Origin of the sequence: Martinezella lusitana (assembly GCF_016901135.1) — a bacterium.
In the GTDB taxonomy this organism is placed as follows: Bacteria; Pseudomonadota; Alphaproteobacteria; order Rhizobiales; family Rhizobiaceae; genus Rhizobium; species Rhizobium lusitanum_D.
The window spans coordinates 380,751-405,770 of the sequence record NZ_JAFEVL010000020.1 but is presented as its reverse complement, the minus strand read 5'-3'; the positions used below and the strand labels follow the sequence as shown (position 1 = coordinate 405,770).

General features: G+C 60.7%; 29 protein-coding genes. 14 read left to right on the top strand and 15 right to left on the bottom strand.

Annotation, left to right across the window (positions count from 1 at the left end; translation table 11 throughout):
• Positions 1–4: 4 nt before the first annotated feature.
• The 3 genes from JTP94_RS09135 to JTP94_RS09125 all read right to left on the bottom strand — a co-directional run bounded on the left by JTP94_RS09135 (position 5) and on the right by JTP94_RS09125 (position 2,265).
• Positions 5–919, bottom strand: coding sequence for a cytochrome c (locus JTP94_RS09135; protein ID WP_204850194.1), 915 nt, complete (start codon positions 917–919; stop codon positions 5–7).
• A gap of 101 nt (positions 920–1,020) precedes the next feature.
• Positions 1,021–1,464, bottom strand: coding sequence for a cytochrome c (locus JTP94_RS09130; protein ID WP_204850193.1), 444 nt, complete (start codon positions 1,462–1,464; stop codon positions 1,021–1,023).
• A 165-nt stretch (positions 1,465–1,629) separates the two neighbouring features.
• A complete protein-coding gene (locus JTP94_RS09125) occupies positions 1,630–2,265 on the bottom strand; it encodes a LysE family translocator (protein WP_204850192.1) in 636 nt (211 codons plus the stop codon).
• 128 nt (positions 2,266–2,393) lie between these two features.
• Here JTP94_RS09125 and JTP94_RS09120 point away from each other — a divergent pair, with 128 nt between their 5' ends.
• Entirely contained in the window at positions 2,394–3,095 is a 702-nt protein-coding gene (locus JTP94_RS09120; RefSeq protein WP_204850191.1) for a YafY family protein, read from the top strand.
• Here the strand turns inward: JTP94_RS09120 and JTP94_RS09115 are convergent.
• Positions 3,092–3,874 (bottom strand): SDR family oxidoreductase, encoded by a 783-nt coding sequence (locus JTP94_RS09115; protein ID WP_204850190.1) that lies wholly within the window; start codon positions 3,872–3,874, stop codon positions 3,092–3,094. The two genes, JTP94_RS09120 and JTP94_RS09115, sit on opposite strands and share 4 nt — an antisense overlap.
• Positions 3,875–3,924: 50 nt before the next feature.
• Positions 3,925–4,707: an SDR family NAD(P)-dependent oxidoreductase gene (locus JTP94_RS09110; RefSeq protein WP_204850189.1), complete on the bottom strand. Its 783-nt coding sequence runs from the start codon at positions 4,705–4,707 to the stop codon at positions 3,925–3,927.
• 163 nt (positions 4,708–4,870) lie between these two features.
• Here JTP94_RS09110 and JTP94_RS09105 point away from each other — a divergent pair, with 163 nt between their 5' ends.
• The gene (locus tag JTP94_RS09105; RefSeq protein ID WP_204850188.1) at positions 4,871–5,767 is read left to right on the top strand and encodes an AraC family transcriptional regulator; all 897 of its coding nucleotides are present in this window, start codon (positions 4,871–4,873) and stop codon (positions 5,765–5,767) included.
• Between the two features lie 3 nt (positions 5,768–5,770).
• Here JTP94_RS09105 and JTP94_RS09100 read toward each other — a convergent pair whose 3' ends face one another.
• Both JTP94_RS09100 and JTP94_RS09095 read right to left on the bottom strand, forming a co-directional pair.
• Positions 5,771–6,613, bottom strand: coding sequence for a metallophosphoesterase (locus JTP94_RS09100; RefSeq protein WP_204850187.1), 843 nt, complete (start codon positions 6,611–6,613; stop codon positions 5,771–5,773).
• 120 nt (positions 6,614–6,733) lie between these two features.
• Positions 6,734–7,336 (bottom strand): superoxide dismutase, encoded by a 603-nt coding sequence (locus tag JTP94_RS09095; RefSeq protein WP_204850186.1) that lies wholly within the window; start codon positions 7,334–7,336, stop codon positions 6,734–6,736.
• Between the two features lie 387 nt (positions 7,337–7,723).
• On the opposite strand from JTP94_RS09095, the gene JTP94_RS09090 reads away from it, so the two are divergent.
• Positions 7,724–7,930 (top strand): cold-shock protein, encoded by a 207-nt coding sequence (locus JTP94_RS09090; protein WP_034508022.1) that lies wholly within the window; start codon positions 7,724–7,726, stop codon positions 7,928–7,930.
• A 56-nt stretch (positions 7,931–7,986) separates the two neighbouring features.
• On the opposite strand, the gene JTP94_RS36015 is transcribed toward JTP94_RS09090, so the two are convergent.
• The gene (locus JTP94_RS36015; RefSeq protein WP_204850185.1) at positions 7,987–8,400 is read right to left on the bottom strand and encodes a hypothetical protein; all 414 of its coding nucleotides are present in this window, start codon (positions 8,398–8,400) and stop codon (positions 7,987–7,989) included.
• 82 nt (positions 8,401–8,482) lie between these two features.
• Here JTP94_RS36015 and JTP94_RS09080 point away from each other — a divergent pair, with 82 nt between their 5' ends.
• The gene (locus tag JTP94_RS09080; protein ID WP_204850184.1) at positions 8,483–9,133 is read left to right on the top strand and encodes an aspartate/glutamate racemase family protein; all 651 of its coding nucleotides are present in this window, start codon (positions 8,483–8,485) and stop codon (positions 9,131–9,133) included.
• A 6-nt stretch (positions 9,134–9,139) separates the two neighbouring features.
• Here JTP94_RS09080 and JTP94_RS09075 read toward each other — a convergent pair whose 3' ends face one another.
• Positions 9,140–9,484: a nuclear transport factor 2 family protein gene (locus JTP94_RS09075; protein ID WP_204850183.1), complete on the bottom strand. Its 345-nt coding sequence runs from the start codon at positions 9,482–9,484 to the stop codon at positions 9,140–9,142.
• 186 nt (positions 9,485–9,670) lie between these two features.
• Between JTP94_RS09075 and JTP94_RS09070 the strand changes: the two genes are divergently transcribed.
• From JTP94_RS09070 to JTP94_RS09060, 3 genes are all read left to right on the top strand, one after another.
• The gene (locus JTP94_RS09070) at positions 9,671–10,486 is read left to right on the top strand and encodes a helix-turn-helix domain-containing protein (RefSeq protein WP_204850291.1); all 816 of its coding nucleotides are present in this window, start codon (positions 9,671–9,673) and stop codon (positions 10,484–10,486) included.
• 108 nt (positions 10,487–10,594) lie between these two features.
• Positions 10,595–11,278, top strand: a complete 684-nt coding sequence (locus tag JTP94_RS09065) for a YbhB/YbcL family Raf kinase inhibitor-like protein (RefSeq protein ID WP_204850182.1) — start codon at positions 10,595–10,597, stop codon at positions 11,276–11,278.
• Positions 11,275–12,504, top strand: coding sequence for an MFS transporter (locus JTP94_RS09060; protein WP_204850181.1), 1,230 nt, complete (start codon positions 11,275–11,277; stop codon positions 12,502–12,504). The genes JTP94_RS09065 and JTP94_RS09060 overlap by 4 nt, the downstream gene beginning before the upstream one ends.
• A gap of 5 nt (positions 12,505–12,509) precedes the next feature.
• Here the strand turns inward: JTP94_RS09060 and JTP94_RS09055 are convergent, their stop codons facing one another.
• The 3 genes from JTP94_RS09055 to JTP94_RS09050 form a co-directional block, all read right to left on the bottom strand.
• Positions 12,510–12,761 (bottom strand): DUF1488 family protein, encoded by a 252-nt coding sequence (locus tag JTP94_RS09055; protein WP_034508033.1) that lies wholly within the window; start codon positions 12,759–12,761, stop codon positions 12,510–12,512.
• Between the two features lie 67 nt (positions 12,762–12,828).
• A complete protein-coding gene (locus JTP94_RS35750; protein WP_271024474.1) occupies positions 12,829–12,951 on the bottom strand; it encodes a hypothetical protein in 123 nt (40 codons plus the stop codon).
• Between the two features lie 226 nt (positions 12,952–13,177).
• On the bottom strand, positions 13,178–14,065 hold the full coding sequence (locus JTP94_RS09050; RefSeq protein ID WP_204850180.1) for a branched-chain amino acid aminotransferase: 888 nt from the start codon (positions 14,063–14,065) through the stop codon (positions 13,178–13,180).
• 206 nt (positions 14,066–14,271) lie between these two features.
• Here JTP94_RS09050 and JTP94_RS09045 point away from each other — a divergent pair, with 206 nt between their 5' ends.
• The 6 genes from JTP94_RS09045 (at position 14,272) to zwf (ending at position 20,282) form a co-directional block, all read left to right on the top strand.
• A complete protein-coding gene (locus tag JTP94_RS09045; RefSeq protein WP_204850179.1) occupies positions 14,272–15,312 on the top strand; it encodes a zinc-dependent alcohol dehydrogenase family protein in 1,041 nt (346 codons plus the stop codon).
• 336 nt (positions 15,313–15,648) lie between these two features.
• A complete protein-coding gene (locus tag JTP94_RS09040; RefSeq protein WP_204850178.1) occupies positions 15,649–17,208 on the top strand; it encodes a TerC family protein in 1,560 nt (519 codons plus the stop codon).
• A 15-nt stretch (positions 17,209–17,223) separates the two neighbouring features.
• The gene (gene tam, locus JTP94_RS09035) at positions 17,224–17,994 is read left to right on the top strand and encodes a trans-aconitate 2-methyltransferase (protein ID WP_204850177.1); all 771 of its coding nucleotides are present in this window, start codon (positions 17,224–17,226) and stop codon (positions 17,992–17,994) included.
• 72 nt (positions 17,995–18,066) lie between these two features.
• A complete protein-coding gene (locus JTP94_RS09030; protein ID WP_204850176.1) occupies positions 18,067–18,348 on the top strand; it encodes an antitoxin of toxin-antitoxin stability system in 282 nt (93 codons plus the stop codon).
• A complete protein-coding gene (locus JTP94_RS09025) occupies positions 18,345–18,632 on the top strand; it encodes a type II toxin-antitoxin system RelE/ParE family toxin (RefSeq protein ID WP_204850175.1) in 288 nt (95 codons plus the stop codon). The genes JTP94_RS09030 and JTP94_RS09025 overlap by 4 nt, the downstream gene beginning before the upstream one ends.
• Positions 18,633–18,761: 129 nt before the next feature.
• Positions 18,762–20,282 carry a glucose-6-phosphate dehydrogenase gene (zwf, locus tag JTP94_RS09020; RefSeq protein ID WP_204850174.1) on the top strand — a complete coding sequence of 507 codons (1,521 nt, stop codon included), beginning with the start codon at positions 18,762–18,764 and terminating at the stop codon, positions 20,280–20,282.
• Between the two features lie 48 nt (positions 20,283–20,330).
• Here zwf and JTP94_RS09015 read toward each other — a convergent pair whose 3' ends face one another.
• From JTP94_RS09015 to JTP94_RS09005, 3 genes are all read right to left on the bottom strand, one after another.
• Entirely contained in the window at positions 20,331–21,194 is an 864-nt protein-coding gene (locus tag JTP94_RS09015; protein ID WP_204850173.1) for a carbon-nitrogen hydrolase family protein, read from the bottom strand.
• Positions 21,195–21,282: 88 nt separating this feature from the next.
• Entirely contained in the window at positions 21,283–22,638 is a 1,356-nt protein-coding gene (locus JTP94_RS09010) for a metallophosphoesterase (protein WP_204850172.1), read from the bottom strand.
• Positions 22,639–22,798: 160 nt separating this feature from the next.
• Positions 22,799–23,194 carry a hypothetical protein gene (locus tag JTP94_RS09005; protein ID WP_204850171.1) on the bottom strand — a complete coding sequence of 132 codons (396 nt, stop codon included), beginning with the start codon at positions 23,192–23,194 and terminating at the stop codon, positions 22,799–22,801.
• A 217-nt stretch (positions 23,195–23,411) separates the two neighbouring features.
• On the opposite strand from JTP94_RS09005, the gene JTP94_RS09000 reads away from it, so the two are divergent.
• Positions 23,412–24,926, top strand: coding sequence for a helicase HerA-like C-terminal domain-containing protein (locus JTP94_RS09000; protein WP_204850170.1), 1,515 nt, complete (start codon positions 23,412–23,414; stop codon positions 24,924–24,926).
• The last annotated feature ends 94 nt before the right edge of the window (positions 24,927–25,020 follow it).

Here is a 25,020-nt window from a genome sequence, read left to right as displayed (position 1 = left end):
CGCCTTACCGGGACGGCAACGCCTTCAAATAGGCGGCGATTGCCTCACGATCGGCGGCCGGCAAATGGGCGATGTTCTGCTGGACTTCGGCCATGGAGCCGCCGGCGGAATCATAGTCGGGCGTGAAGCCGGTTTCCAGATAGTTAGCGATATCGCCGGCGCTCCAGCTGCCGATCGCCTTGGAGCCGGGGGTTATGTCCGGAATCCGCCCTTTGCCCTCGGGATTGGGCGCTCCGGCCAGCCATTGACCGCTCACGAAGCCGCCGAGACTATCGCGTGGCGTGTGACATTCGCCGCAATGGCCCGGCCCTTCCACAAGATACTGCCCGCGTTTGATCTTATCATCGGCATTGGCGAGGACGATGCGCGGCTGGTCGTTGAAATAGAGGAATTTCCAACCGCCAAGCGCCAGCCTGATATCGAAGGGAAACGGCAGCTCATGTGGCGGCGCGACATTGTCGCTCTTCGGTAGGGTCTTTAAGAAGCCCCAGAGATCGTTGATGTCCTTGTCGCTCATGCGGGTATAGGAGCCATAGGGAAATGACGGGTAGAGATGCTCGCCGTTCTTGCCGACGCCCCGTTTCATGGCATTGCCGAAATCGGCGAGCGTCCAGCTGCCAAGCCCGGCCTTCTCGTCAGGCGAAATATTCGGCACATGGAAGGTGCCGAAGGGGCTGGTGAGCGCCAGACCACCTGACAGTACCAACTTGGCGTCTCCCTGGGCGCCGGGCGCCGCATGACAGCTCGTGCAGCCGCCGGCCCAGAACACCATCTCGCCGTTCTTGACATCGGGGTCACCGAGATTGGACCAATGGCTTGCCGGCAGGGGCGACGGCGCAGTCACAAAATAGAATGCACCAAAGCCGAGAATGATCACCCCGAAGAGGCAAAGCAGCCACCGGACAAACCGCGCCATCATGTCTACCCCCTTAGCCTGACTCTAAAACTACAGGACTCCGCACCGGCGGCAAGGCCGGTGCGGATGCCAAAACCAATTTTCAGACGAGGCTGACCTACCGCTTAGTCTTTCTTGACGCGGTAGGCCTGATGACAGGCGCCACAGCTGCCGCCCAAGGTCTTCAGCGTTCCGCCGACACCGGCCTGGTCAGCCGGGAGCTGGGCCAGCGCCGTCTCGGCATCGCTGGAAAGCTTGGCGGCCTTGGCCTTGAAGTCATCGAGATTGTCCCAGATCTTCGGGTTGACCTCGGCATCCGTCTTGTCGCTCTGCGGGCCGAACTGATCCGGAAACGCCTTTGCCGTCTCAGCGATCGTCGTCAGCGAGGCCTTGACGATGTCGGCATCATAGGGCTTGTCGCCCTTGGCAATCGCTCCGAGAGCGCCCGCCGCGCCGCCGATCTTCTTCATCATCCCGATGCGGGAATCATGCGTGCCGTCGGCTGCAACGACCGAACCCAGGGCGATGCCGGCCAAAGCCGTTGCCGCCACAATCACTTTCCATTTCATTTCGTTCTCCTACCTCTCCACGGATAATAAAGACCGCATGCGCGGCCGGCGCATTGCGAGTGACATGTTTGCCGGTTTCCGCTCCGGCAATGAAGTCACAAAGTGGTGAGAACCCAGCAAAATCAGTGTCATGTTCCTGACACACTGGCCTTGCCGCTCCCAACGTCAACCCATCCTCAGCCCTTCCCAGACGGCGAATGCCGAGACCGCGACAAGGAGCAACCCGGCGGCGCGGCCGGCAAAGGCGGTCGCGCGGGGATTGGCGACCAGCAGATTACGGCTGCGCCCGGCAGTGACGGCAAGCCCGCCATAGACGGCAAATTGCGTGACTATGGTCATGGCTCCCATGATGACGGCCTGTATCCACATCGGGCCGTAATCCGGCTTCAGAAACTGCGGATACACGGCAAAGATGAAGAGATAGGCCTTCGGATTGATCAGGCAAGTCACCGCTCCCTGGCGGAAAGCCTTCCAGGCGGAGCGGCTGCCGGCCGGCCCTTCATGCCCGACGGTGATGGAACTGCGCATCAGCGTGACCCCGATGAAAGCCATATAGGCGCCGCCGGCAATGAGCAGCGGATTGAAAAGAATGGGCACGAAATGCATCAGCAGGCCGATACCGAGAGCGCCGTTCAGCGAATGCAGCACGCCGCCGAGCATGATGCCGCCGGTGGCAGCCAATCCGCGATTGCTGCCGCCGGTCAATGAGTTGGCAAGGACGAACAGCATGTCCATGCCCGGCACGATGATGATGCCGAAGAGAAGAAGAAAGAAGAGCCAGAGATTTTCAGCGTAACCCATGTCAGTTGCCTATCCTCCTCCGCCCGAATCCGGCAGAGGAAATTGTTGATTTTCAATTCGATAGGCAGTCTTATAGATCAGGCCAACTGACGGGGTGTTGTCAGTAGTCTTCAAGTTAAGAGGATGAAATGCGCAAGGCGTCGCGCTTGTTCGAGATCATTCAGATCCTGCGGCTGGCCAAGAGGACGGTGACAGCAGCCGATATTGCGGAACGGCTGGAGGTGACCGTTCGCTCCGTCTATCGCGATATCGCAGCACTGCAGGCGATGCGGGTTCCGATCGAGGGCGAACGCGGCATCGGCTATATCCTGCGTCCCGGCTTCGACCTGCCGCCGCTGATGTTTTCGATCGAGGAAATGGAGGCGATCGTCTTGTCGTTGGCGCTGCTGGAGCGCACCGGCGATGATGAACTGAAGCAGGCGGCCAAGCGTGTCAGTGCCAAGATTGCCGGCGCCGTGCCGCCGCCATTGCGCCAAACCTTCGAAGCCAATGCGCTGCATGCCTGGGGTTTTGCCGCGCCATCAGCCTCGGCCATCGATCTGGCGCTCGTGCGCCGCGCCATTCGTGACGAGGAGAAGCTGGATCTCGCCTATCGCGACGAACTCGGCCGCGCCACCGAGCGCATCATCCGGCCGATCGCGCTGATCTACTATGCCGAAACAGCCAACATCGTCGCCTGGTGCGAGCTGCGCCAGGCGATCCGCAACTTCCGCAGCGATAGGATTGAGAGCTGCGAGGCGACCGGACGATCGTTCAAGGGCGAAGGCGACGGCCTGCGGCAGATGTGGGTGAACGGCTGGCAGGTGAATGCACAAGCCGGCGCCGGCTAGTCCCGCTCGGCATGCATAAGACCCACTGACCGTCCGAGCTGGCGAACCATGAAGTCTGGTGCGACACGGCTCATCAATTTCAGGATGTTGGCAAGGCCGGGGCGAATTTCCAGCCTGTCTTTCTTCAGGCCAGCGATTGCATGGCGGACCAAGGTCTTGAGAGGCATCGGCGTGACACCGCCGGTATCCTGCGCGGTGAAATCGCCGTGAAAGAGCGGCGTTTCCGTACCCGGCGGCGCCAACTCTATGACTTTGATATTGGTGTTCTTCAGCTGCAGGCGCAACGATTGCGTGAAGGAATGGATCGCCGCTTTCGTTGCACTATAGATCGGCGAAATCGGCAGCGGCACGAAAGCGAGCCCTGACGAGACATTGACGATGGCGGCGCTGCTCTTGGTCTTCAGATGCGGCAGGAACTGCATGACCATGCGGATCGATCCGCTGAGGTTGATGTCAATTTCTCTGACAATGTCGGAAAGATCGCTCTCATGGGTCTGGAGATTGATCTTGCGCATGATGCCGGCATTGTTGATCAGCATGTTCAGCTCCGGAAATTCTCCGACGACCTGCTGATAGAGGCTGGCGATTGCCGAGAGATCGCTGACATCGCTCCGTATGGTGTGGACATCGGGCAACTTCTGTCGTGTGGCGTCTAGATTGGCTTGGTCGCGGCCGGTGACGATAACCTTGTTGCCGAGTTTCGAGAGCTCGGCCGCAAGTTCGTAGCCGATGCCGCTGGTGCCGCCGGTGATCAGGACCGTGTTGCCGTGGAGTTTCATAGTCCGCATCCCTGGGTCAAGCAGCCATCGATCAAATTGGAAATCAACAATCAAACCACCATGCCGCCGGAGACCTCGATGCGCTGGCCATTGACCCAGCGATTATCCTCCGACAGCAGCGAGGCGATCATCGGGCCGATGTCATCGGGCACGCCGGCCCGGCCGAGTGCCGTCATGGACGCAACCATCTTGTTGACTTCGGGATTGTCGCGGACGATGCCGCCGCTGAAATCTGTCTGGATCGCACCCGGCGCCACCGTGTTGACGGCGATGCCACGAGAGCCGAGCTCCTTGGCCAGATATCGCGTGAGAACTTCGACCGCTCCCTTCATCGCCGCATAGGCCGACGAGCCCGGGTTGCTGAAGCGGGCAAGGCCGGAGGAGATGTTGACGATGCGGCCGCCATCCTGAATGAGAGGCAGCAGCTTCTGCGTCAGAAAATAGACGCCCTTGAAATGGACGTTGTAGAGCTTGTCGAACTCGGCCTCCGTCGTTTCCGCAAAAGACGCGTGATAGGACGTGCCGGCATTGTTGACGAGAAAATCGAAACGGTCCCGCCCCCAGATCTGGCGCAGCGCTTGGCCGATGGCCGCGATGAAATCATCAAACGTGGCGACGTTTCCGGCATCGAGCCGCAGTGCCACGGCCTTCTGTCCGAGCGCCTCGATCTCGGTCACAGCGCTATCGGCTTCTGCCTTATTTGAGTTGTAGGTCAGGATGACATCGACACCACGGCGGGCGAGATGAATGGCCGTGTTTCGGCCGAGACCGCGGCTGCCGCCTGTGATGATTGCGATCTTTGCCTTTGATTTATCGATATTTTCAGTCGTCATTTGCCGTACTCCAGGGAATGCTTGATGACGGAAGCCTACGCCCGTCGAGCCATTTCCTTGAATGCCGGAACTCTCGAATTTCTTGCCTATTCCTCCAACCACCTTGTCGGGCGGCATCCCCCTGCTATGATGATAGCATGGCACCCTGCCCCGGAGACCGCCGATGTCGTCAGCCCTTAGAGATGCGATCACGCAATTCATCGAAGCCAGCGATCACGGCGACAGCGGGATATTTCCGACCGGCATCGACGGCCTGCACATCATGCGCTCGACAGAGCTGAGAATGCCGCATGCGATGATCTACAGGCCGGCGCTCTGTGTCATCGTCCAGGGTGCCAAGCAATTGATGCTGCACGACAGGGTGATCGACTATTCAGAGATGCAGGCCCTCGTCATCAGCATCGAGCTGCCCGCATCCGGCCGGGTGGTCCAGGCAAGCGTGGAGAAGCCCTATATCGCCATCTCCATCGAATTCGATGTCGGCATGATGCGCGAGGTGATGGAGCAGCTCGACACGCCGCCGAAACCGACGGGCGGTGCCGGTCTCGGCATTTTTGTCGAGGATCTCAGCCAATCGCTTGCCGATTGCCTGGTGCGATTGACCAGGCTACTCGCGACCCCAAAGGCCATCCCGGTGCTCTATCCGGCGATCATGCGGGAAATCTGCTTCTGGCTACTCACCGGCCCCAACGGCGGCGAGGTCTGCAAGCTGGGGCTTCCGGACAGCCAGACGCGCCGCATTGCCGACGCCATCCGCCTGCTGCGTGACAATTTCGCCGAGCCGGTGCGCATCGAGCAGCTTGCCGCCGCGGCGCGCATGAGCCCCTCCTCGTTCCATCAGCATTTCAAGACGCTGACCTCGATGACGCCGCTGCAATATCAGAAGCAGATGCGGCTGCTCGAAGCCCGCCGCCTGATGGTCGCCGGTCACGCCAATGTGGAGAGCGCCGCCTATCGGGTCGGCTACGAAAGCGCATCGCAATTCAGCCGTGAATATACCCGCATGTTCGGCACACCGCCGAAGCGGGATGTGGCAGAGATGCGGATGGCGGCGGAGTGAACGTCAGCTCAACGCCAACCTTCTGTTTGTCTCGCGTCCAAACCCGGCAACATCAAGCCGATCCTCATAAACCGAGACGATCGCATAGGCATTGCTGTCTTCGGTATCGACCATGCCTTTGAAATTGACGAAGTAAGTTCCGTCGACGGCGCCGAAATTGCCGGCGTGATTGTGGCCGTTGAGATAGGCGACGACATGATCGTGTTCGGCAAGCAGCGCCAGCATGCGGTCGCTGTCGAGCGCGTTATGCGAATCGTCCGGGAAGATCGGGTAGTGGTTCATGACGATGACCTTCTCGCCCGCCGTCTTCGCCTCCTGCAGCCTGGCCGCAAGCCAGGCATATTGGGTACTGCCGATGGCGGCATTCCAGCGTTGGCCGTTCGACGCCCCCGAAGTCTCCAGCGCCTTCATCAGCGCCTTCGCCTCATCTCGGCGCGGATCGCCTTCCGGCGGCGCAAAGACGCTGATCTCGTTGCCGTCGAGCGCGATGAAGCGATAGCCCGCATGGCCGAAATCGTAATAGGCCGACGGCATGCCGACGCGCTGGGGAACAGCCTTCAGATGCTCAGGCGCTATGGCGAAATCGTGATTGCCGAGCAGGAAGTGCTTTGGGTGTCGCAAGGTCTCGTAAACGGGCAGAATCGCGTCGAAGCTCTTCCATTCACGATCGATGATATCGCCGAGGGTCACGACGAAGGCGAGCTCGTGTCGGTTGAATTCCTCTATCGCCTCGCGAAGTTTGGCAAGGCTGTTGGACGGATAGCGATTGAGGGTCAGGTTTGGCTCCAGATCGGCATATTGCGGATCTGCGACGACACCGAAGCGGAAGAGCGGTGTGGACGACATGCAGCCTCCTTGGGCCGGCAAAGCGGTACGCGAACAACATCATTATTGACGATCGGCGGATAAGAAAACACCCGGCGCCAAGACGACGCCGGGTGTGAAAGCCAGCCAATATGGCGAAGCTTATTTCGTTGCGGCTTCGTAGCGCTCCAGGACGTAGTCCCAGTTGATCAGGCTGTCGATGAAGGCTTCGAGATACTTCGGGCGCAGGTTGCGGTAGTCGATGTAGTAGGAGTGCTCCCATACGTCGACGCCGAGGATCGGGTTGGCGCCATGAACGAGCGGGTTTTCGCCGTTCGGGGTCTTGGAGATTTCGAGCTTGCCGTTCTTGACGGAAACCCAGGCCCAGCCCGAACCGAACTGCGTGGCGCCGGCAGCGGCGAAATCGGCCTTGAACTTGTCGTAGCCACCGAGATCCGATGCGAAGGCTGCTTCGAGCTTGCCCGGCAGCTTGTTGCCGCCGCCGCCCTTCTTCATCCACTTCCAGAAATGGATGTGGTTGTAGTGCTGGGCAGCATTGTTGAAGAGGCCGGCATTGGCGCCGAAGGACTTCTTCACGATCTCTTCGAGCGAGAGATCCGAAAGGCCGGCTTCAGCGGCGAGCTTGTTGCCGTTATCGACATAGGCCTTGTGGTGCTTGTCGTGGTGATACTCGAGGGTCTCACGCGACATGAAGGGCGAAAGGGCTTCGTAATCATAGGGAAGTTCAGGCAATTCGAAAGCCATGGTCATATCTCCTCTTGGCAAAAAATTGCGTCGGCAGGTGATGCGGAACATAGGAGCCGTCACCTGGAAGAGCAACCGGCGAGATGCCAAAAAAGTTGCATGCTGGAGGAAAATTTACCTGTCTTTCAGTCGTATACCACTTGCGCCGATCAAGCCGGCATGGACGGGTGTCGCATTTAAATGCGGCATTCGACGACCTATTCGCTCTTTCAGCCAAGACTGGTCTTATTTAAGCCTCAATCATCCTGTAGTTGCAACGTATCGTTTTGGGTGGCTTGGCTCTTCGCGGCGTCAGAGTTCTCGACCCGCCGATCTCCTCAACCGTATGGTCTGAATATGGATGGCACAGCTGCCATCATTTGACCATGCCAGGCCCGGGGAGACAGCATGTTCAATGGTATCGTCAAGAATTTCGACCTGGAAAAGGGCTACGGCTTCATTCAGCCGACCGACGGCAGCGTCGCTATTTTCGTTCACGCGAAAACAGTGGTGAAATCCGGCCTGGAGACCCTCAAGAAAGGTCAGAAGCTGATTTTCGAAATCGAGCAGGACGGCATGGGCCGCAGCTCGGTTTCCAAACTCAGATTGGCATGATTTGAACGGAATGCGGCGCTGACCACGGATGTACTGGCAGCCCGCGATCACTCCGTTCAATCAAGCCACGGTGTTCGGCAAGCGGCATCTCCGCCGTCTTGCCGGACATGCATTTCCCGATAGACGACATTCGCGCGAGAGCGCCATGATAACAAGGCCATGCAACAGAGGTGGCCGGAAAGAAGAAGTGTACCGTGCCCATCCACCGTTTCCCCATCGGCCAGATCGTTCGACTCAAGAGCCGGAAAGGCCTTTCCCCGAAAGCGGCGGACATTTACCGGATCACGGCTTTTCTTCCGGCGAGGGACAATTCCCCGCAATACCGGATGCGCAATGACGACGTCGCCCAGGAACGTGTAACGCAGGAAGTCGATATCGAACCGATCGCGCCCGTTGCGGACGCCGAATAGCGCACGCCAAGGCGTCAGGCTGCTCTCAGGTTGAAGCCGCACGGCCATGATCTGCGACATGACACGCGTCGACAACGAGATCGTCAGAGGCTAGCTTCGGCGAATCCCGACCGTGTCGAGTGGCCTCAGCGAGACAAATTCCGTGAAAATAGCCTGCCTGCACACAGCCGACAGCAATATCCCGATCTATGAGGATGCAGCAAGGCAGCTTGGCCTTCCGGCTGGCGCCCTTCATCACCATGTCCGCGCCGATCTCCTCTTGACTGCCGAGCGGCTGGGAGGGCTGACGAGCGATATCGTGATGGAGACGACTGATGTCCTGCAGCGCCTTGCACAGGATGCGGATGCTGTCGTGCTCAATTGCTCCACTCTCGGCCCGGCGGCATCGCAAGCAACTGCAGACGCGGCGGTCCCGATCATCAGAGCCGATGGCGTCCTTGCTGAAGAGGCCGTCAAGGCAGGTGGCAAGGTGATCGTGCTCTGCACTGTCGAGACGACGATCGCTCCAACAACCAACCTGTTCGAGGCGGCGGCCAAGGCGACAGGCGCTGCGATCGAGGTTCGATTGATCCCCGGCGCATGGGCATTGTTCCGGGCGGGTGACCAGCCCGCCTATCTGGCATCTATCGCCAAGGCGGTGGAGGCAGCCCATGACGAAGGCTCCGTCACGGTGGTTTTCGCGCAGGCCTCCATGACCGACGCCGCGCAATTGCTCCCCGAAAATTCCGCCCACCCCATGAGTGGCCCTTCGACCGCTCTGGCGGCAGCCATGTCGAAGGTTGCCGCTGTCTGATCGCGGCTAGACGTTGCGCCCGAAATAGACGTTCACTTCGGCGATCCTGTCGCCGGCAAAGCGGATCAGCTCGACATTGCGAAAACTGTTTCCGTCCATCTTCTCGGCACGATAGCTGACGATCACGTCGTCGCCGTCGGGCACCAGATGTTCGATGTGAATGTCGCGAAACACCTTCTCCTTCGGCCAGCAATGCTCGAAGTACCGTTGCCGGTCGATGTGATCGTCGCGCGGGCTGGAAAAGGTGAAATCGGGGGCCAGCATCGGATCGACGATATCGGGATGCTGCGCCACATAGGCGATGAACAGGCGCCGCACCGTATCGCAGCGGACAGTTTCAAGAGAACTCATGATGCGTCTCCTCTCTAGGGCAGGCGGCCAACCTCGATTCTTGCCGGCCGGTCGAAAACTGATTGCAAAACGCAATCAGTTTATAACATGCGCCAAGCGAACCGACAAGGCACTTTGCGGGCTTGGCATCGTCACCCGTGTGGTCCAAACTTGACGACACCCCCTCATCAGCAGGAAGCCATCGTCGTGTCCGAGGCTCACAATCAGATATTGGAAAAGTTGCGCCGCCTGGCGGCCAAGGACAATCGTCCCGCCGCGATGCCGGTCGGCGCAAACAGCTACTCCACGCTCTTCACCTTCGTCACGCGCGAACGCGAGCGCATTGCCGGCTCAGCCTTTTCCCAGCTCTCGATCGTTGCCATCCTCGAAGGCTCCAAGGAGATCCTGAGCATGGGAAGGCATCGGCGCTTTGCCGCCGGCACGGTGATCGTGCTGCCCGCCGGTTGGAGCGGCGATGTCGTCAACGATCCGGATCCGCAGAGCGGCATCTATCGGGCGATCTTCATCACCTTTCCCGATGAACTCGCGCGCCGCGCCGCCAGGGCCTTTCCGCCCGTCCACGTCGCCTCGCAGATCGACCTGCCACTGGACCCGCTGCTGGCTACTGCCGTCCAGCATGCCGGCGAAGGTATCGCCGCTGGCGGCCTGCCGACCGCCCTGATCGAGCATCGCCTGCTGGAAGTGCTCATGGTGCTCGGCATGCGCGGCGCCCTGCCGGGCTCGCCGGAAACGACCGCTGAGGCGGTGCGTGCGCTGGTGCGCTGGCAGCCGGACCATCCCTGGACGGCAGATCTCATCGCCGCCGAACTCGGCACGAGCAATGCAACACTGCGCCGCCGCCTGTCGCGGGAGGGTGCGTCGCTGCGCGACGTGCTGGCGAGCGAGCGTGTTGCCTTGGCCACGACGCTGCTTGCCGAAGACGGGCTGTCGCTGCGCGAGGCGGCCCTTGCGACAGGCTATCGCTCCCCTCGCCGCTTCGCCGACCGGCTGCGCAGCGCGTGAGCGTTTCTGGCCGCATATTGAGCGTTTTCGTGCGCCAGCGCTCGGGACGGATTTGCTAGACCTTGCCCTCGAAAGCTCGCATGGGCCGAAACGCGAAAGGGCAACACCATGAAAAACAGTCTCACCCTCATCACCGCCATTGTCATCGCGGCAGCCGCCACGCCGGCCCTATCGGCCGATCTCAAGGTGACGATCGAAAAGAGCAACGGCCGGATGTTGTTGCCGGAGAATGCCTCCTGCATTTCGACACCGAACGACAAATCGGCTCCCGGTCCGAACAAGAGCCTTCCCCTGTCATGGTCGAAGGGGCCGAAAGGCACGCGCTCCTATGCCGTGACCATGGTCGATCCGGATGTGCCGACCGACTTCTCGCTGTTCAACAAGGACGACAAGATCATCCCGAAAGACTTCACGCGGATGGAATTCGTCCATTGGGTTCTCGCCGATATTCCCGCCTCCCGCACGGTGCTTGCCGAAGGCGCCGATGGCGACGGTCCCTCGGCGAGCGGCCTGCCGCTCGAGCGCACGGACCATGGGCGGCGCGGCCAGAACGGCGCCGGCGGCGGCAACTTGAAGGACGGGCCGCACGGGGGTTATATGGGCGCATGCCCGCCCTGGAACGACGAGCGTGTGCACAGCTATCATGTCACCGTCTACGCGCTGGATGTCGACCGACTGAACCTTCCTGACCTGTTCACCCGCACCGACCTGCTCGCCGCCGCGAAGGGTCATATCCTGGCGTCAGGCAGCCGGGAACTGTTTTACACATTGAATGCAAAGGCCAAGAAATGACCGAGACGAGATGGGATGCAGCAGCACCTGCTGAGCCGGAAACCGCTCATTGGATGCGGAACCTGATTATCTGCCTCGTCGGCTCCTTCACGACCATCGTGGCGATGACGCTGCTGCTTCCCTTCCTGCCGATCTATGTCGAGGAGCTCGGTATCACCGACAAGGCGGCCATCGTGCAATGGTCCGGCATCGCCTATGGCGCCACCTTCTTCGCGGCCGCCTTCGTCGCGCCGCTCTGGGGGCGTCTCGGCGATATCTATGGCCGCAAGCTGATGCTGGTGCGCGCCAGCCTCGGCATGACAGTCGCTATCTCGCTGATGGGCATGGCGGGCAATGTCTGGCAATTGGTGGCGCTGCGCCTGTTCACCGGCCTTGCCGGCGGCTACGCCTCGGGCTCCATGGTGCTGGTGGCGACCCAGACGCCGAAGCTCCGCTCGGCCTGGGCGCTCGGCATGCTCTCCTCCGGCATCATGGCAGGCAACCTCGTGGGACCGCTGATCGGCGGCGCACTGCCGCCGCTAATCGGCATCCGCGGCACCTTCCTGCTCGCCGGCGGCGTGATCTTCTTCACCTTCCTGGCGACGACCTTCCTCATCAAGGAGGAGAAATCGGCGGCGCGGAAGAAAGCGGCGAAAGCCAGCGGCGGCTGGGCGTCCATTCCGGACAAGCGCCCGGTTATCGCCATGCTGTCGATCGGCCTGCTGCTGATGCTGGCCAACATGTCGATCGAGCCGATCATAACAGTCTATGTCGCGCAGTTCGTCGCCGATGCGAATGTGACAATGGTATCCGGCGTTGTCATGGCCGTCGCGGCGCTGGGCAGCATCCTGTCGGCCTCATGGCTCGGCAAGCTCGCTGACCGCATCGGCCATTGGACCGTGATCATGGCGGCCCTGGCGGTCGCGGCACTGCTGCTGATCCCGCAGGCCTTCGTGACCTCGGCCTGGCAATTGATTGCTCTGCGCTTCCTGATGGGGGTGGCGCTTGGCGGGCTCCTGCCCTGCATCACCGCCGTCATTCGCCACAATGTGCCGGATGCGGCGGCCGGCAGCATCCTCGGCCTAGCCACATCGTCGCAATTCGTCGGCCAGGTGGTAGGTCCCGTCATGGGCGGTTTCGTCGGCGGCCATATCGGAATGCGCGCAGTGTTTCTCGGAACCTGCGTGCTGCTGGCGATCGGGGCAATTTATTGCTGGTGGGTCAGCCCCCGGAAAGAGGCGGAGTAATCCCGTCAGCGAAAATCATTCGCCGTCAGGATGTAGAGACGCCGCCGGGCATAGCCATAGGCTTTCGCTGCGGCCTTCTGGACCACGTCGCGTCCGGCATCGAAGGCAGCGAGATAGCCGGCCTCGGTGCTGGCACCCGGGAAGACATCCGCCTCGACGAGAAACGGGACCTCGAACATGCCGTCATGACCGGTGAAACGGATGCGCCGTGCCGAGGCATCGTAACTGCGGCTGCGGTTGGGAAAGCTCAGGCTCATCGTCGACTACCTCTTAATAACATTGACCCGTCGGCCTTCGGGCCGACGGCTTCGATCGCTTCCGATATCACCAGGTCAATCCGAACAGCGTCGAATAGATGATGAATGCAATCGCCAACACGACACAGAGCTGAAGAAAAACCCTGTAATAGTCGAAGAGATAGACAGACGCAGGAAGAGAGATTTTCATGGCGGCCTCCTTAGTGGTTTTGCCGACCAAGTTCACTTTACCACAATAGCAATCGCTGCGGGATTAATTCTCAATATTTCTTAGATCGCGATTTATTCTTTAGCGCCTTGTCGTCTATGTTTGTTCCGATCCGAAAGCGCATCGATTATTCCTGACGAATGATCCGGCGGAAGGCGGCTCCGCCGAACTCTGCGCTTCACCCAGGCTCAGCGCTTTGTTATCGCACTCATTCTTCGCTGGCGCTGCGTCCGTGCGCCCAATCCATGTAGAGTTCCAGAGCCTTGCGGGCCAAAGGTCCCTGCTGGAATTCGCGATCGTCCAGGCGGTTGACCGAAACGACCTTGGAATAGTTGCCCGTCGTGAAGATCTCGTCGGCGGCCATGAACTGTTCGACGGACAAGGTCTCCTCGCGCACGTCGAAACCCTCCTGGCGCAGCAGGCCGATGACGCGGGCACGGGTGATGCCGGCGAGGAAGGTGCGGTTGGCGACCGGTGTATAGACAACACCGTCCTTGACCATGAACACGTTGGAAGAGGCGGTCTCGGCGACATTGCCGTTCATGTCGCGCACGAGCGCATTGTCGAAGCCGCGCTTCCTTGCTTCTAGGATCATGCGGCCGCTGTTCGGATAGAGCGAGCCCGCCTTGGCGTCGGTCATCGCCGTTTCCGGCGACGGACGACGGAAAGGCGACACCGTTAGCGTGACGCCGCCGCTGCCGCCGAGCGGCGCTTCGAACAGGCAGAGTGCGAAACGGGTCGATTCCGGATCGACGGCGACCACGCTGCCTGCGGAGCCATGCTCGCCCCAATACATCGGCTTGATGTAGATCGGCGTCTTGCCGTCGAATTTCTTGATGCCTTCCCAGGCAAGAGCCTCGATTTCCTCTGATGTCTTGATCGGCTTCAGCCCCATGGCCACAGCCGAGCGGTTGATGCGCTGGCAATGAAGATCGAGATCGGGGGCGATGCCGTCGAACCAGCGTGCGCCATCGAACACGGTCGAGGCAAGCCACATGGCATGCGAGGTCGGCCCGATCAGCGGCGGATTGCCGGTGAGCCATTCTCCTTCGACATGGGTCCAGGTGGTGGTGCGTGGCGATGTATCGACGGCCATGGTGGTTTCCTCTCTAAAGTGCGAAAAGCAAATAGTCGCACAATCCCAGGGTCAAGCAGAAACTGCACGGCAGAATCCATTTGCAACAAAGCGCCTGATACCGCATTCATAGCGCAATTTTCATGCGCCGAAACAACAGCTTGACGAATAGGTTCATCAGGAAAAATGATGGCCTGCATCGACCGTCAGGAAAAGCGAGAACTCCCATGAGAGCCATGTATTACGAGTCCTTCGAGGCGATGCCCGAGATCCGCACCCTGCCGGACCCGACGCCGGGCGAGGACGGCGTCGTGATCGCGGTCGGCGCGAGCGGGCTCTGCCGCAGCGACTGGCATGGCTGGATGGGCCATGATCCGGATATCAGGCTGCCGCATGTGCCGGGGCACGAGCTTGCCGGCAAGGTCGTGGCGACCGGCCGAGGCGTGGTCCGTTTCAAGGTCGGCGATCGTGTTACCGTTCCCTTCGTGTCCGGCTGCGGCCATTGCGCCGAATGCCATTCCGGCAACCAGCAGGTCTGCCCCAACCAGTTCCAGCCCGGCTTCACGCACTGGGGCTCCTTTGCCGAATATGTGGCGATCGACTATGCGGATACCAATCTCGTTCATTTGCCCGAGACGGTGGATGACGCGACAGCGGCGAGCCTTGGCTGCCGTTTCGCCACCTCGTTCCGCGCCGTCGCCGACCAGGCGAAAACCCGTCCCGGCGAATGGATTGCCGTGCACGGCTGCGGCGGCGTCGGCCTCTCCGCGATCATGATCGCCAGCGCGCTCGGTGCAAACGCCATCGCCATCGATATTTCAGACGAGAAATTGGCTTTCGCCCGCGAATGCGGTGCTGTCGCGACGATCAACGCGGCAAGCGTCGCCGATGTCGCGGAAGCGGTGCGCGAGATTACCAAGGGCGGCGCGCATGTGTCGATCGATGCGCTCGGCCACCCAGTAACCTGTTTCAACTCCATCAAGAACCTGCGCCGGCGCGGCCGGCATGTGCAGGTCGGCCTGATGCTCGGCGAGCATGCGACGCCACAGATCCCGATGGCGCAGGTCATCGGTCATGAGCTGGAAATCTACGGCAGCCACGGCATGCAGGCCTGGCGCTACGATGCCATGCTCGACATGCTTGCGGCCGGAAAGATCGCACCGCAAAAGCTGATCGGACGCAGAATAACTCTGGAGGAGGCCGTTCCGGCACTGACGATGCTGGACAAGGCCGAAGGCACGGGGATCAGCGTCATCACACAATTTTAAGCCTCGCTCCGAGGGCAAGACGGACTGCCGTCAACCTTTCAGAGCGGTCGAAACGATGGGCAAAAAAAGCATTTTCGAAAAAATGTCATGCAACTTGGGTAGATTGATCCGCCCAATGCCCTTGCGCAAATGCGATTTCGTGTCCAGATAGCAGGCCATGCCCGATAGCGAGCCTTATAGTTCTTGTCCCAGGAAAGCCGACCCGCTTGGTCTGAGCGATCCGGATAGCGACGGCTGTACTAGCCGCGCTTCAGCATTGGCGCGCGGCATATCATCCGAAAAACTGAAGGAAAGAATTGGCAGGCCCATCATGGCCGGCGCCAAGCTTAGGAATTAATGATCTTCGACTGGCTATCCGACCCATCCGCCTGGATCGGGCTTGCTACCCTGATCGTTCTCGAGATCGTTCTCGGCATCGACAATCTCGTTTTCATCGCCATCCTTGCCGACAAGCTGCCGCCGCACCAGCGCGATGCGGCGCGCATGATCGGTCTGGCGCTGGCTCTTATCATACGCCTGGCGCTGCTCGCCTCCATTGCCTGGGTCGTGACGCTGACGGCGCCGCTGATCTCGGTCTGGGGCTTCGGCCTGTCCGGTCGCGACATCATCCTGATCGTCGGCGGCCTGTTCCTGCTGTTCAAGGGCACGATGGAACTGCACGAGCGGCTGGAAGGGCAAGAGGCGCAGGGGGAAAAGAAGGTCGTTCATGCCGTCTTCTGGCAGGTGATCGTCCAGATTGTCGTGCTCGATGCGATCTTCTCGCTCGACAGCGTCATTACCGCCGTCGGCATGGTGCAGGAACTCTCGGTGATGATGGTTGCCGTGATCGTTGCCGTCGGCGTCATGCTGTTCCTGTCGAAGCCGCTGATGGCCTTCGTCTCGAAACATCCGACCGTGGTCATCCTCTGCCTTGGCTTCCTGATGATGATCGGCTTTTCGCTTGTTGTCGAAGGCTTCGGCTTCCATGTGCCGAAGGGCTATCTCTATGCGGCAATCGGCTTCTCGATCATCATCGAGGCCCTGAACCAGCTCGCCCGGCACAACAAGGAGCGGCTGATCACACCAACCAACATTCGCAACCGCACCGCCGACGCCGTTCTTGGCCTGCTCGGCGCGAAACGGCCGCAGGGCACGCTCGGCGAAGCAAGCGAGCGGACAGCCGAAAAGCTGGTGACCGAGGAAGTGTTCTCGACGGAGGAAAAGGACATGATCCATGGCGTGCTGACGCTTGCAGATCGCTCGGCCCGCTCGATCATGACGCCACGCACCGATATTGTCTGTCTCGACCTCGACAAGCCGCGTGAGGAGCAGCAGCGTCGCGTCATCGAGATCGGCCATTCGCGCTTTCCGGTCGTCCGCGGCAGCTTCGACAATTTTATCGGCATCGCCAGCGCGCGCGACGTCATGCGCGATCTGCTGCAGGACGGCGAGATCGATATTAAGCGCTCCATCCGTCAGCCGCTCGCCGTACATGAAAGCATCAATGTGTTGAAGCTGATGGAGCGGCTGCGCCAGTCCAACCAGGCGATGGCGCTGGTTCTCGACGAGTATGGCGAGATCGAAGGACTGGTGACGACCACCGACCTCTTCGAAGCGATCGCGGGCGAATTCCCCGACGAGGACAACGAGCCGCTGACCATCGACAAGGGCGAGGACGGATCGCTGACCGTCGACGGCTGGATCGACATTCGCCACCTCTCGAAGCTGGTCGGCATCGACCTTATCGACGAGGCCGATCGCTATTCGACGCTTGCCGGTTTCATTCTCTGGGGCCTTGGCCATTTGCCGCACGAGGGCGAGAGCTTCAACTCTGGCCGACTCGCCTTCGAAGTGGTCAAACTCAATGGTCGAAATATCGACAAAGTCCGGATTCAACCGATGGAATATGCAATCTAGGAAGAGGATACGCTCATGGCATGGTCTGCCGGCCAATATGTGAAATTCGAGGATGAACGCACGCGTCCCGCGCGCGATCTCCTGGCGCAGGTGCCTCTGGAGCGCATCGAACGAGCCATCGATCTCGGTTGCGGCCCCGCAAATTCGACGGAATTGATTGTCGAGCGTTACGGAGCCGCCGGTGTCACCGGTCTCGACAGCGATGAGAACATGCTGGAAGCGGCGCGCAAGCGCATGCCCGGCACGACTTTCGTCAAGGCCGATCTCGCGACCTGGCGCCCCGAGACACCCGTCGATTTGCTCTTTGCCAACGCCGTCTTTCAGTGGCTGCCCGATCATCTCGAGATTTTCGATCATCTGATGGACGGGCTGAAGCCCGGTGGCGTGCTTGCCATCCAGATGCCCGATAATCTCACCGAGCTTAGCCATCTGATGATGGAGGAAACCGCAAAGAACGGCCCCTGGAGCGACGCCTTTGCCAAGAAGAGCGTGCGCCGCAATCCCCTTCCCACGCCTTCGGTCTATTATAACAGGCTGATCGGCAAGTCGGCGCGCGTCGATATCTGGCATACCAACTACAATCACGCGCTGGAGAATGCTGCTGCCATCGTCGAGTGGGTCAAGGGCACGGGCCTGCGGCCCTATCTCGATCATGCCGGCGCCGAGCACCGGGATGCCTTCACGGCCGAGTATCTGAAGCACATCGAAAAGGCCTATCCGCCGCTTGTGGACGGCAAGGTGCTGTTGCGCTTCCCGCGGCTGTTTCTGGTGGCGGTGAAAAAGTAGACTTCCAACCTTGCGACTTGAATGCGGTCCGGTGCCGATTATACTGGATCGCACTCGCATCGAGGATCGGACATGCCCAAACAAGCCGTATTTGAGATCAGCCTCGACCCTGAACTTCACGCCGAGTTCCTGGCTGCGGCAGAGTCCGCACACAGGCCAGCGGCAGAGATCGTCAGCGAACTTCTTCGAGATTACGTCGGCAGGCAGCACGACGAGCCTGCATATGAAGCGTTTCTTCGAGAAAAAGTGAAAATCGCTCGAGCATCAATGCGGGCCGGCCAAGGCCGCTCGAATGAAGAGGTAGAAGCCACCTTTTCCACTCTTCGCAACCAGCTCAGAAGCGGATCTCGATGAGGGTCATCTGGACTCCGCAGGCAGAACTGGATCGTCTCGACATTTTTCAATACATCATAAACGATAACCAAGCCGCAGCGTTGCGCATGGATGAATTGTTCAGCCACGCTGGGGAACGGTTGGGCCGAATACCCCAAATGGGCCGTGCGGGCGTAATCGAGGGAACGCGCGAATATGTCGTCCATCGGAATTATCGACTCGTCTACGAAATTGCAGGCGATGAAATCTGGATACTCGCGTTGGTGCACACAGCCCGCCAATGGCCGCCGAAAGACCCTGCTTGATCCCATCGACAACCGACGCCAGCCCGCGCTAGAACAGCGGCAGCCAACGCAAAAACTGCTACAGGTCTGAGGAGATACCCCCATGTCATCCAGAAACCCGATGTTCATCCGCTTGGCCGAGGTACACGCATGAGCACCCCCGACGTCGCACCGGCACCGCCGCTGACCTTCGTGATCTTCGGCGCCGCCGGCGATCTCACCCGGCGGCTGCTCATCCCGACTTTGATCAACATGACCCGCAGCGGCCTCGTCGGAGAGGATCTGCGTATCCTCGGCATCGGCATCGAAGCCGGCGGCGTCGACATGTTGCTGGAGCGGCTGGAATCCTTTCTGAAAACCTCCGGCGACATGGAGGACTCGGAACGGAAGGCGGCATGGCAGAGCCTGCGCAAGCGCATCAGCTATATCTCCGGCGACTTCACCCAGAATGCCGTCTACAAAGAAATCGCAGAGCATCTCGCCCATGCGCCGAGCGCCAATGCAGCCTTCTATTTCGCCGTGCCGCCGCAGTTCTTTGGCGACATCGCCGAAAAGCTTTCCGAAAACGGATTGACCAACGAGGCAACCGGCGCATTCCGCCGCATCGCGATCGAAAAGCCCTTCGGCCATGATCTCGCCTCGGCGCAAGCGCTGAACGCGCGGCTGCTGAACCATGTGGCGGAAAGCCAGATCTATCGCATCGACCATTTCCTCGGCAAGGAAACGGTGCAGAACATCATGACGACGCGCTTCGCGAACATGATGATCGAGGCGCTCTGGAACAACAATTATATCGATCATGTCCAGATCACCGCGGCGGAAGTTGTCGATGTCGGCACGCGCGGCAAATTCTACGACGCGACCGGCGCATTGCGCGACATGGTGCCCAACCATCTCTTCCAGCTTCTGGCGATGGTGGCGATGGAGCCGCCGAACAGCTTCGACGCGGAAGCGATCCGCAACGAAAAAGGCAAGGTCCTGAAGGCTCTACGCCTTTATTCGCATGAGGATGCGGCCAAAAACGGCGTGCGCGGTGCTTATGCCGCCGGTCCGATCGCCGGTAGGGATCTGCCAGCCTTCACAGAGACCGCCGATGTTGCGCCCGACAGCCACACCGAAACCTTCGTGGCGCTGAAGCTCCTGGTCGACACCTGGCGCTGGGCGGGCGTTCCTTTCTACCTGCGCACCGGCAAGGCGATGAAGGCACGCGATACGGAGGTGGTCATCACCTTCCGTCAGGTGCCCTTCGCACAATTCCCCCGCCATGGCTCGCGTCCCGAACTGCCGCCGAACAAGCTGATCATCCAGGTGCAGCCCGACGAAGGGCTGGACATGGAAATCTCGATCAAATCGCCGGGACTTGTCTTGAAAACAGCGCCGGTTTCGCTCGATTTCCGCTATGCCGACCGTTTCGACATCGGCAAGCAGACGGGCTACGAAAGCCTGTTCTACGAGCTTTTCGTCGGCGACCAGACGCTGTTCCAGCGCGCCGATGGCATCGAAGCCGGCTGGGCGGCCGTGCAGCCCTTCCTCGATCTCTGGGCCGAGGGCGGCAAGCCCGATCCCTACGCCCCCGGCAGCATGGGCCCGGCCTGCGCCGATGAACTCATCGGACGCGACGGCCGCTCCTGGCATCAGCCGGACGATAAACCGGGTAGCAAGACGGTTTGAATGTGCACGGGCCGGTATCGATGGATGCCGGCCCGGCCGATCTACTCATTATTCGGCCAAGCCGTATAAAATCCGCTCTGCGCGATGCGATTCCAGCACCGCGGCGAAGAAGCGGTCCTGTTCCGGGTCGTCGGCAAGTGCATTGATCGTGAAGCCCGCTTCATGGCGCGTGGCCTGGCCGCCCATGTATCCGCCACGCTCGATCCAGAGGCTCGGATAGTCCTGGCTTTGCCGGCAGGAATTGGAAGAGCTGACCGCATAGAGATATTGCCTGCCATAGGCCTGCATCAATGCGGGGATGGTGTGCGTCTCGTTCTTGTCGCGGCCTTGTCCATCGGCACAGGCGGAATGAAAGACCAGCTCGACACGTCCCTCATATTCCCGCCAAACCTCGGGATAGCTCCAATCGCGGCAAATGAGGAAGCCGCAGGCAACGCCGTCAATGTCGAGAACGAGCTGCCGACGGCCCAGTTCGAAAGCGCGCAAATCATTGGCCGAGCAACAACGCTTGTCATAGCGGCCGACGAGATTGCCATCGCGATCCACGACATAGACGGAGTTGAATTTCCGCCCGATGGCCTCGTCACGGTGCACGCAGCCGGCCACGATCCAAACGCGATGCGCACGCGCGGCCGATCGGACCGATTCCAGTGCTTCTTGAAGGGCCGCCCAGTCGAAGCCGGTCCAATCAGGCCAATTGGCAGAGCCATAGCCGGACAAAGCGCATTCCGGGAAATGCGCGACATCCGCGCCGGCTTTCGCGGCCGCTTCTATCAGAGACAGAATCTGCGTCGTATTCGCTGCGATATCATGGCTGACGGGGATCTGGCACGTCGCCACCCGCAGCCGCTCCGGCGCCCCGACAGCCGACGGCCGCTTGTGCCAAGTATAGGCGCCATCCCATTTCGCCATGCCAACACCTCCCCGCCTCCGACTCGCTCAGGCTGACAGCTTAGCAGACTGAGGAATGGCAGGGAGCCGAGCACTTGTCTGTTTGGCGCTAGGCTTCGTATCCAAGTTGAACACCGAGCCCGCGACCCATGAAAGGGCGATCGGCCGGACCGCCCTGGCCATGTCCCACGCTCCATTGCGCCGGCCAGACCATATGTTCGAGGCCGGTTGCGGAGGCTCCATGGAACGAGCTCCATCGATGATCGCCGTGCATGCGATAGAGCATGCCGCCCGGTCCCATGCCGGCATGCAAGGCGATGTCGATATCGAAAGGCTGGCCGGGGACAAGATCGGGGCCGAACCAATAATGCGGGCTGCGACCGGGTTTGCGGCCGAGGATCAGGGTCAAGGTCTGATGCGGGCCGCGCAGGCCGAGCCACAATGGGGCGATGGTTTGAGGATCGAAGGCGGAGAAGAGCGTTTGCGCCGGTGCATGCGCCTTGTCCGCCATGAGCCCGGTAGTCCGCAGTTCGACGATGTTGTGTGAGCCTCTGGAGCCACTGAAGCCGGCCACATGCAATCCGGGCGGCAGGTTCCGCCAATATCCGGCTGGTTTGAAAGGCCATTGCAGCTGCTCGCGAACCGCGCCCTCGGTATCCAGCACCTGATAGCGAAACCCGTCCGCATCAAGTGCAGCCTGGATGCAATGCAGATATTCCACGTCCTCCGGCATCCGATGGGCGGTGCCTGCCCCTGCCGTGCAGAGCTGCAGGACGCCGCGATGCACCTGGACGTCGAAGACGAGCATATGGCTGCAGACATAGGCCAGCACATCGGCTTCCACGAGAATATCCCAGAATCGCCCGGCATATTCGGGACCGATTTCGCGTTGGTAGGCACCGGAAAAGCCGTTGACCGGGAAGACCGGATGATGGCCGAGGACGATCTTGTACCTGATGTCGGCATGCTTCCTCAGCGTCGCCTCGAGCCATTCCGTCTCGACATGTCCCTCGCCGCCGAGGCCGGTCCATAGCGTATGGACGAAGACCAGTAGAAGATCGCCGCGGCGGACCCAATAGGACAATCCCTCCTGCCCCGGCGGCCCGTTTTCCGGCAACTGCAGCACCTCGCGGAACACCCGCTCGCTCATGTCGTCATAGGTCGTGTGGTTGCCGGTGGTGTGCCAAAGCGGCGTCGCCTGCCGGTCGAGCCATGCCATTTCATGATCGAGCCAATGCCGCCATTGCGCCCGAAGCACTTCCGGATCGGCCGTCAGTCCGATGATCTCGTCGCCCGGAAACAGAATGAATTCCGGCGGCGGATCGAGCCGGCGCAAGACTGCGTTGACGGCAGCAAAGGTCCCTTCATGCAGGGCGCCCGGAACGCCGGAGCAGGAATCGCCGTACAGGACGAAACGATGACCCGGCCCCCTCGGCAAAAGGGAGGGAATAGCACTGACGGACATGAGGCGACCTCCCCAAAAGCCACGGCCCTCGCCTCACAAGGGATGGCGAAGGCCGGAAGACATGAAGATTAGACTATCGCTTGCTTGCAGCGCCCGCAAAAGTCGAGGCGCACCGCTGGCTGCCGGCCTCTCCGAGCTTTCCGGAAAGGCCTTACCTACCTCAGAGGAACTGGTGCAAGCCCGGAACGGAGTCGACGACCTGGTCGACCACTTCGTCGCCGGCATGCTGGCGGGCGGTTGCGATCGTTTCCTTGGCGAGCGAGGTAATCTCGCCCATGCTGAGGCCGCTGCTCATCAACTGCTGGCCGAGCGCCATGAGGCCGCCACCGCCGCCAACGGCACTAAGGAGGCCACCGAGCAGGCCACCGCCGGACGTTTCTTCGCCGTTATACTGCGCAACGAGATCAGAAGCGCCGGGGATCGATTCGATCATCTTGGTGACGGGGCCATCGGGAGCCTCGCGTTGCAGAAAGCCGAGGATCATGCCAACGGCCTTCTCTGCGAGATCAGGAGCAATGCCGGCTTTGGTTGCGATCTGATCAATAACTTCGTTCACTTTGGCCTCCTGCCTTTTCGACGTTAACGTCAACGTAACTGAACGGGGCAACCGACACAAGCCGCGCCGGACCTCGTTATACTACCAGAAGCATAACCGTGACGCGAATGGTTGTCCCCGTTCAAGTCAGTTCTTATAACAGTGTCAGGACAAATCGATGAACGGCCCTGGCAACCCTTAAACGTTGCTGTGCCGCCGCCCAGAGGGAGACGACACCATGCCGCAGCAGGACGGACAGATTTTCGTCGGCGCCAGCCGCAATCCGGATGAAAGCATCAACAAGGACGAATTTCTGACGCTGAAATTCGGCAATCGCCACGGCCTCGTCACCGGTGCGACAGGCACCGGCAAGACCGTGACGCTGCAGGTGCTGGCGGAAGGATTTTCCAAGGCCGGCGTGCCTGTGTTCTGCGCCGACATCAAGGGCGACCTCTCCGGCATTGCGGTCAAGGGCGAGGCCAAGGATTTCCTGCTGAAGCGAGCCGAGGAGATCGGCCTGTCCCCTTATGAATTCGATCAGTTCCCGGTCATCTTCTGGGATCTCTACGGCGAGAAGGGCCACCGCGTGCGCACGACCATCGCCGAGATGGGTCCACTGCTGCTTGCGCGCCTGATGGACGCTTCGGAGGCGCAGGAGGGCGTGCTCAACATCGCCTTCAAGATCGCCGATGAAAATGGCCTGGCGCTGCTCGACCTCAAGGATTTCCAGGCGCTGCTGAACTACATGGGCGAAAACGCCAGCGAGCTTTCCAGCAAATACGGCCTGATCTCAAAATCGTCAGTCGGCTCGCTCCAGCGATCGCTTCTCGTGCTGGAACAGCAGGGAGCTGAGAACTTCTTCGGCGAACCGGCGCTGAAAATTTCCGACATCATGCGCGTCAGCAACGACGGCTACGGGCAGGTCTCGGTGCTGGCTGCCGACAAGCTGATGATGAACCCGCGCCTCTATGCCACCTTCCTGCTCTGGCTGCTGTCGGAGCTCTTCGAGGAACTGCCTGAGGTCGGCGATCCGGAAAAGCCGAAGCTCGTCTTCTTCTTCGATGAGGCGCATCTGCTCTTCAACGACGCGCCCAAGGTGCTGATCGAGCGTGTCGAGCAGGTGGTGCGCCTGATCCGCTCCAAGGGCGTCGGCGTCTATTTCGTGACGCAGAACCCGCTCGATGTGCCGGAAACGGTGCTGGCGCAGCTCGGCAACCGTGTGCAGCATGCGCTGCGCGCCTATTCGCCGCGTGAGCAGAAAGCCGTGCAGACCGCAGCCTCGACATTCCGGCCCAATCCCGCCTTCGACTGCGCCGAGGTCATCACCATGCTCGGCACGGGCGAAGCGCTGGTTTCGATGCTCGAGGGCAAGGGTGCCCCGTCGATCGTCGAGCGCACGCTGATCCGCCCGCCATCCGGCCGCATCGGCCCGGTGAGCGATGCCGAGCGTCAGGCAATCATCCATGCGAGCCCGGTCGCCGGCCTCTACGACCAGACGATCGATCGCGAATCCGCCTATGAAATCCTGACCGAACGTGCCCGCAAGGCAGCCGTGCCGCAGAGCGATAGCGCAGGCGATGGCTGGACACTCCCCGGCTTCGGCGGAGACAGCAATAAGCCGGCAGGCCGCGGCCGCTCCGGCTATCAGCGCGAGACGATCCTGGAAGCAACGATGAAAAGCATGGCGCGTACGGTCGCGACGCAAGTCGGCCGCGCTCTGGTCCGGGGGATTCTGGGAAGCTTGAAGCGGTAGATCGACACCTCCCCCTTGAGGTGGGAGGTCGCGGCAAAGCCGCGGGTGGGGGTGACATGCCGCAAACTTGGAGATCACCCCACCCCGGCCTTTG

What these genes read in the sequence shown, in the direction of transcription:
- JTP94_RS09135 (WP_204850194.1), bottom strand. Translation starts at nt 919, where the DNA reads ATGATGGCGCGGTTTGTCCGGTGGCTGCTTTGCCTCTTCGGGGTGATC.
- JTP94_RS09040 (WP_204850178.1), top strand. Translation starts at nt 15,649, where the DNA reads ATGATCTTCGACTGGCTATCCGACCCATCCGCCTGGATCGGGCTTGCT.
- JTP94_RS09025 (WP_204850175.1), top strand. Translation starts at nt 18,345, where the DNA reads ATGAGGGTCATCTGGACTCCGCAGGCAGAACTGGATCGTCTCGACATT.
- JTP94_RS35750 (WP_271024474.1), bottom strand. Translation starts at nt 12,951, where the DNA reads ATGAAAATCTCTCTTCCTGCGTCTGTCTATCTCTTCGACTATTACAGG.
- JTP94_RS09055 (WP_034508033.1), bottom strand. Translation starts at nt 12,761, where the DNA reads ATGAGCCTGAGCTTTCCCAACCGCAGCCGCAGTTACGATGCCTCGGCA.
- JTP94_RS09065 (WP_204850182.1), top strand. Translation starts at nt 10,595, where the DNA reads ATGAAAAACAGTCTCACCCTCATCACCGCCATTGTCATCGCGGCAGCC.
- JTP94_RS09090 (WP_034508022.1), top strand. Translation starts at nt 7,724, where the DNA reads ATGTTCAATGGTATCGTCAAGAATTTCGACCTGGAAAAGGGCTACGGC.
- JTP94_RS09000 (WP_204850170.1), top strand. Translation starts at nt 23,412, where the DNA reads ATGCCGCAGCAGGACGGACAGATTTTCGTCGGCGCCAGCCGCAATCCG.
- JTP94_RS09015 (WP_204850173.1), bottom strand. Translation starts at nt 21,194, where the DNA reads ATGGCGAAATGGGATGGCGCCTATACTTGGCACAAGCGGCCGTCGGCT.
- JTP94_RS36015 (WP_204850185.1), bottom strand. Translation starts at nt 8,400, where the DNA reads ATGTCGCAGATCATGGCCGTGCGGCTTCAACCTGAGAGCAGCCTGACG.
- JTP94_RS09050 (WP_204850180.1), bottom strand. Translation starts at nt 14,065, where the DNA reads ATGGCCGTCGATACATCGCCACGCACCACCACCTGGACCCATGTCGAA.
- JTP94_RS09100 (WP_204850187.1), bottom strand. Translation starts at nt 6,613, where the DNA reads ATGTCGTCCACACCGCTCTTCCGCTTCGGTGTCGTCGCAGATCCGCAA.
- JTP94_RS09030 (WP_204850176.1), top strand. Translation starts at nt 18,067, where the DNA reads ATGCCCAAACAAGCCGTATTTGAGATCAGCCTCGACCCTGAACTTCAC.
- tam (WP_204850177.1), top strand. Translation starts at nt 17,224, where the DNA reads ATGGCATGGTCTGCCGGCCAATATGTGAAATTCGAGGATGAACGCACG.
- JTP94_RS09120 (WP_204850191.1), top strand. Translation starts at nt 2,394, where the DNA reads ATGCGCAAGGCGTCGCGCTTGTTCGAGATCATTCAGATCCTGCGGCTG.
- JTP94_RS09125 (WP_204850192.1), bottom strand. Translation starts at nt 2,265, where the DNA reads ATGGGTTACGCTGAAAATCTCTGGCTCTTCTTTCTTCTTCTCTTCGGC.
- JTP94_RS09115 (WP_204850190.1), bottom strand. Translation starts at nt 3,874, where the DNA reads ATGAAACTCCACGGCAACACGGTCCTGATCACCGGCGGCACCAGCGGC.
- JTP94_RS09095 (WP_204850186.1), bottom strand. Translation starts at nt 7,336, where the DNA reads ATGGCTTTCGAATTGCCTGAACTTCCCTATGATTACGAAGCCCTTTCG.
- zwf (WP_204850174.1), top strand. Translation starts at nt 18,762, where the DNA reads ATGAGCACCCCCGACGTCGCACCGGCACCGCCGCTGACCTTCGTGATC.
- JTP94_RS09010 (WP_204850172.1), bottom strand. Translation starts at nt 22,638, where the DNA reads ATGTCCGTCAGTGCTATTCCCTCCCTTTTGCCGAGGGGGCCGGGTCAT.
- JTP94_RS09045 (WP_204850179.1), top strand. Translation starts at nt 14,272, where the DNA reads ATGAGAGCCATGTATTACGAGTCCTTCGAGGCGATGCCCGAGATCCGC.
- JTP94_RS09060 (WP_204850181.1), top strand. Translation starts at nt 11,275, where the DNA reads ATGACCGAGACGAGATGGGATGCAGCAGCACCTGCTGAGCCGGAAACC.
- JTP94_RS09110 (WP_204850189.1), bottom strand. Translation starts at nt 4,707, where the DNA reads ATGACGACTGAAAATATCGATAAATCAAAGGCAAAGATCGCAATCATC.
- JTP94_RS09075 (WP_204850183.1), bottom strand. Translation starts at nt 9,484, where the DNA reads ATGAGTTCTCTTGAAACTGTCCGCTGCGATACGGTGCGGCGCCTGTTC.
- JTP94_RS09105 (WP_204850188.1), top strand. Translation starts at nt 4,871, where the DNA reads ATGTCGTCAGCCCTTAGAGATGCGATCACGCAATTCATCGAAGCCAGC.
- JTP94_RS09130 (WP_204850193.1), bottom strand. Translation starts at nt 1,464, where the DNA reads ATGAAATGGAAAGTGATTGTGGCGGCAACGGCTTTGGCCGGCATCGCC.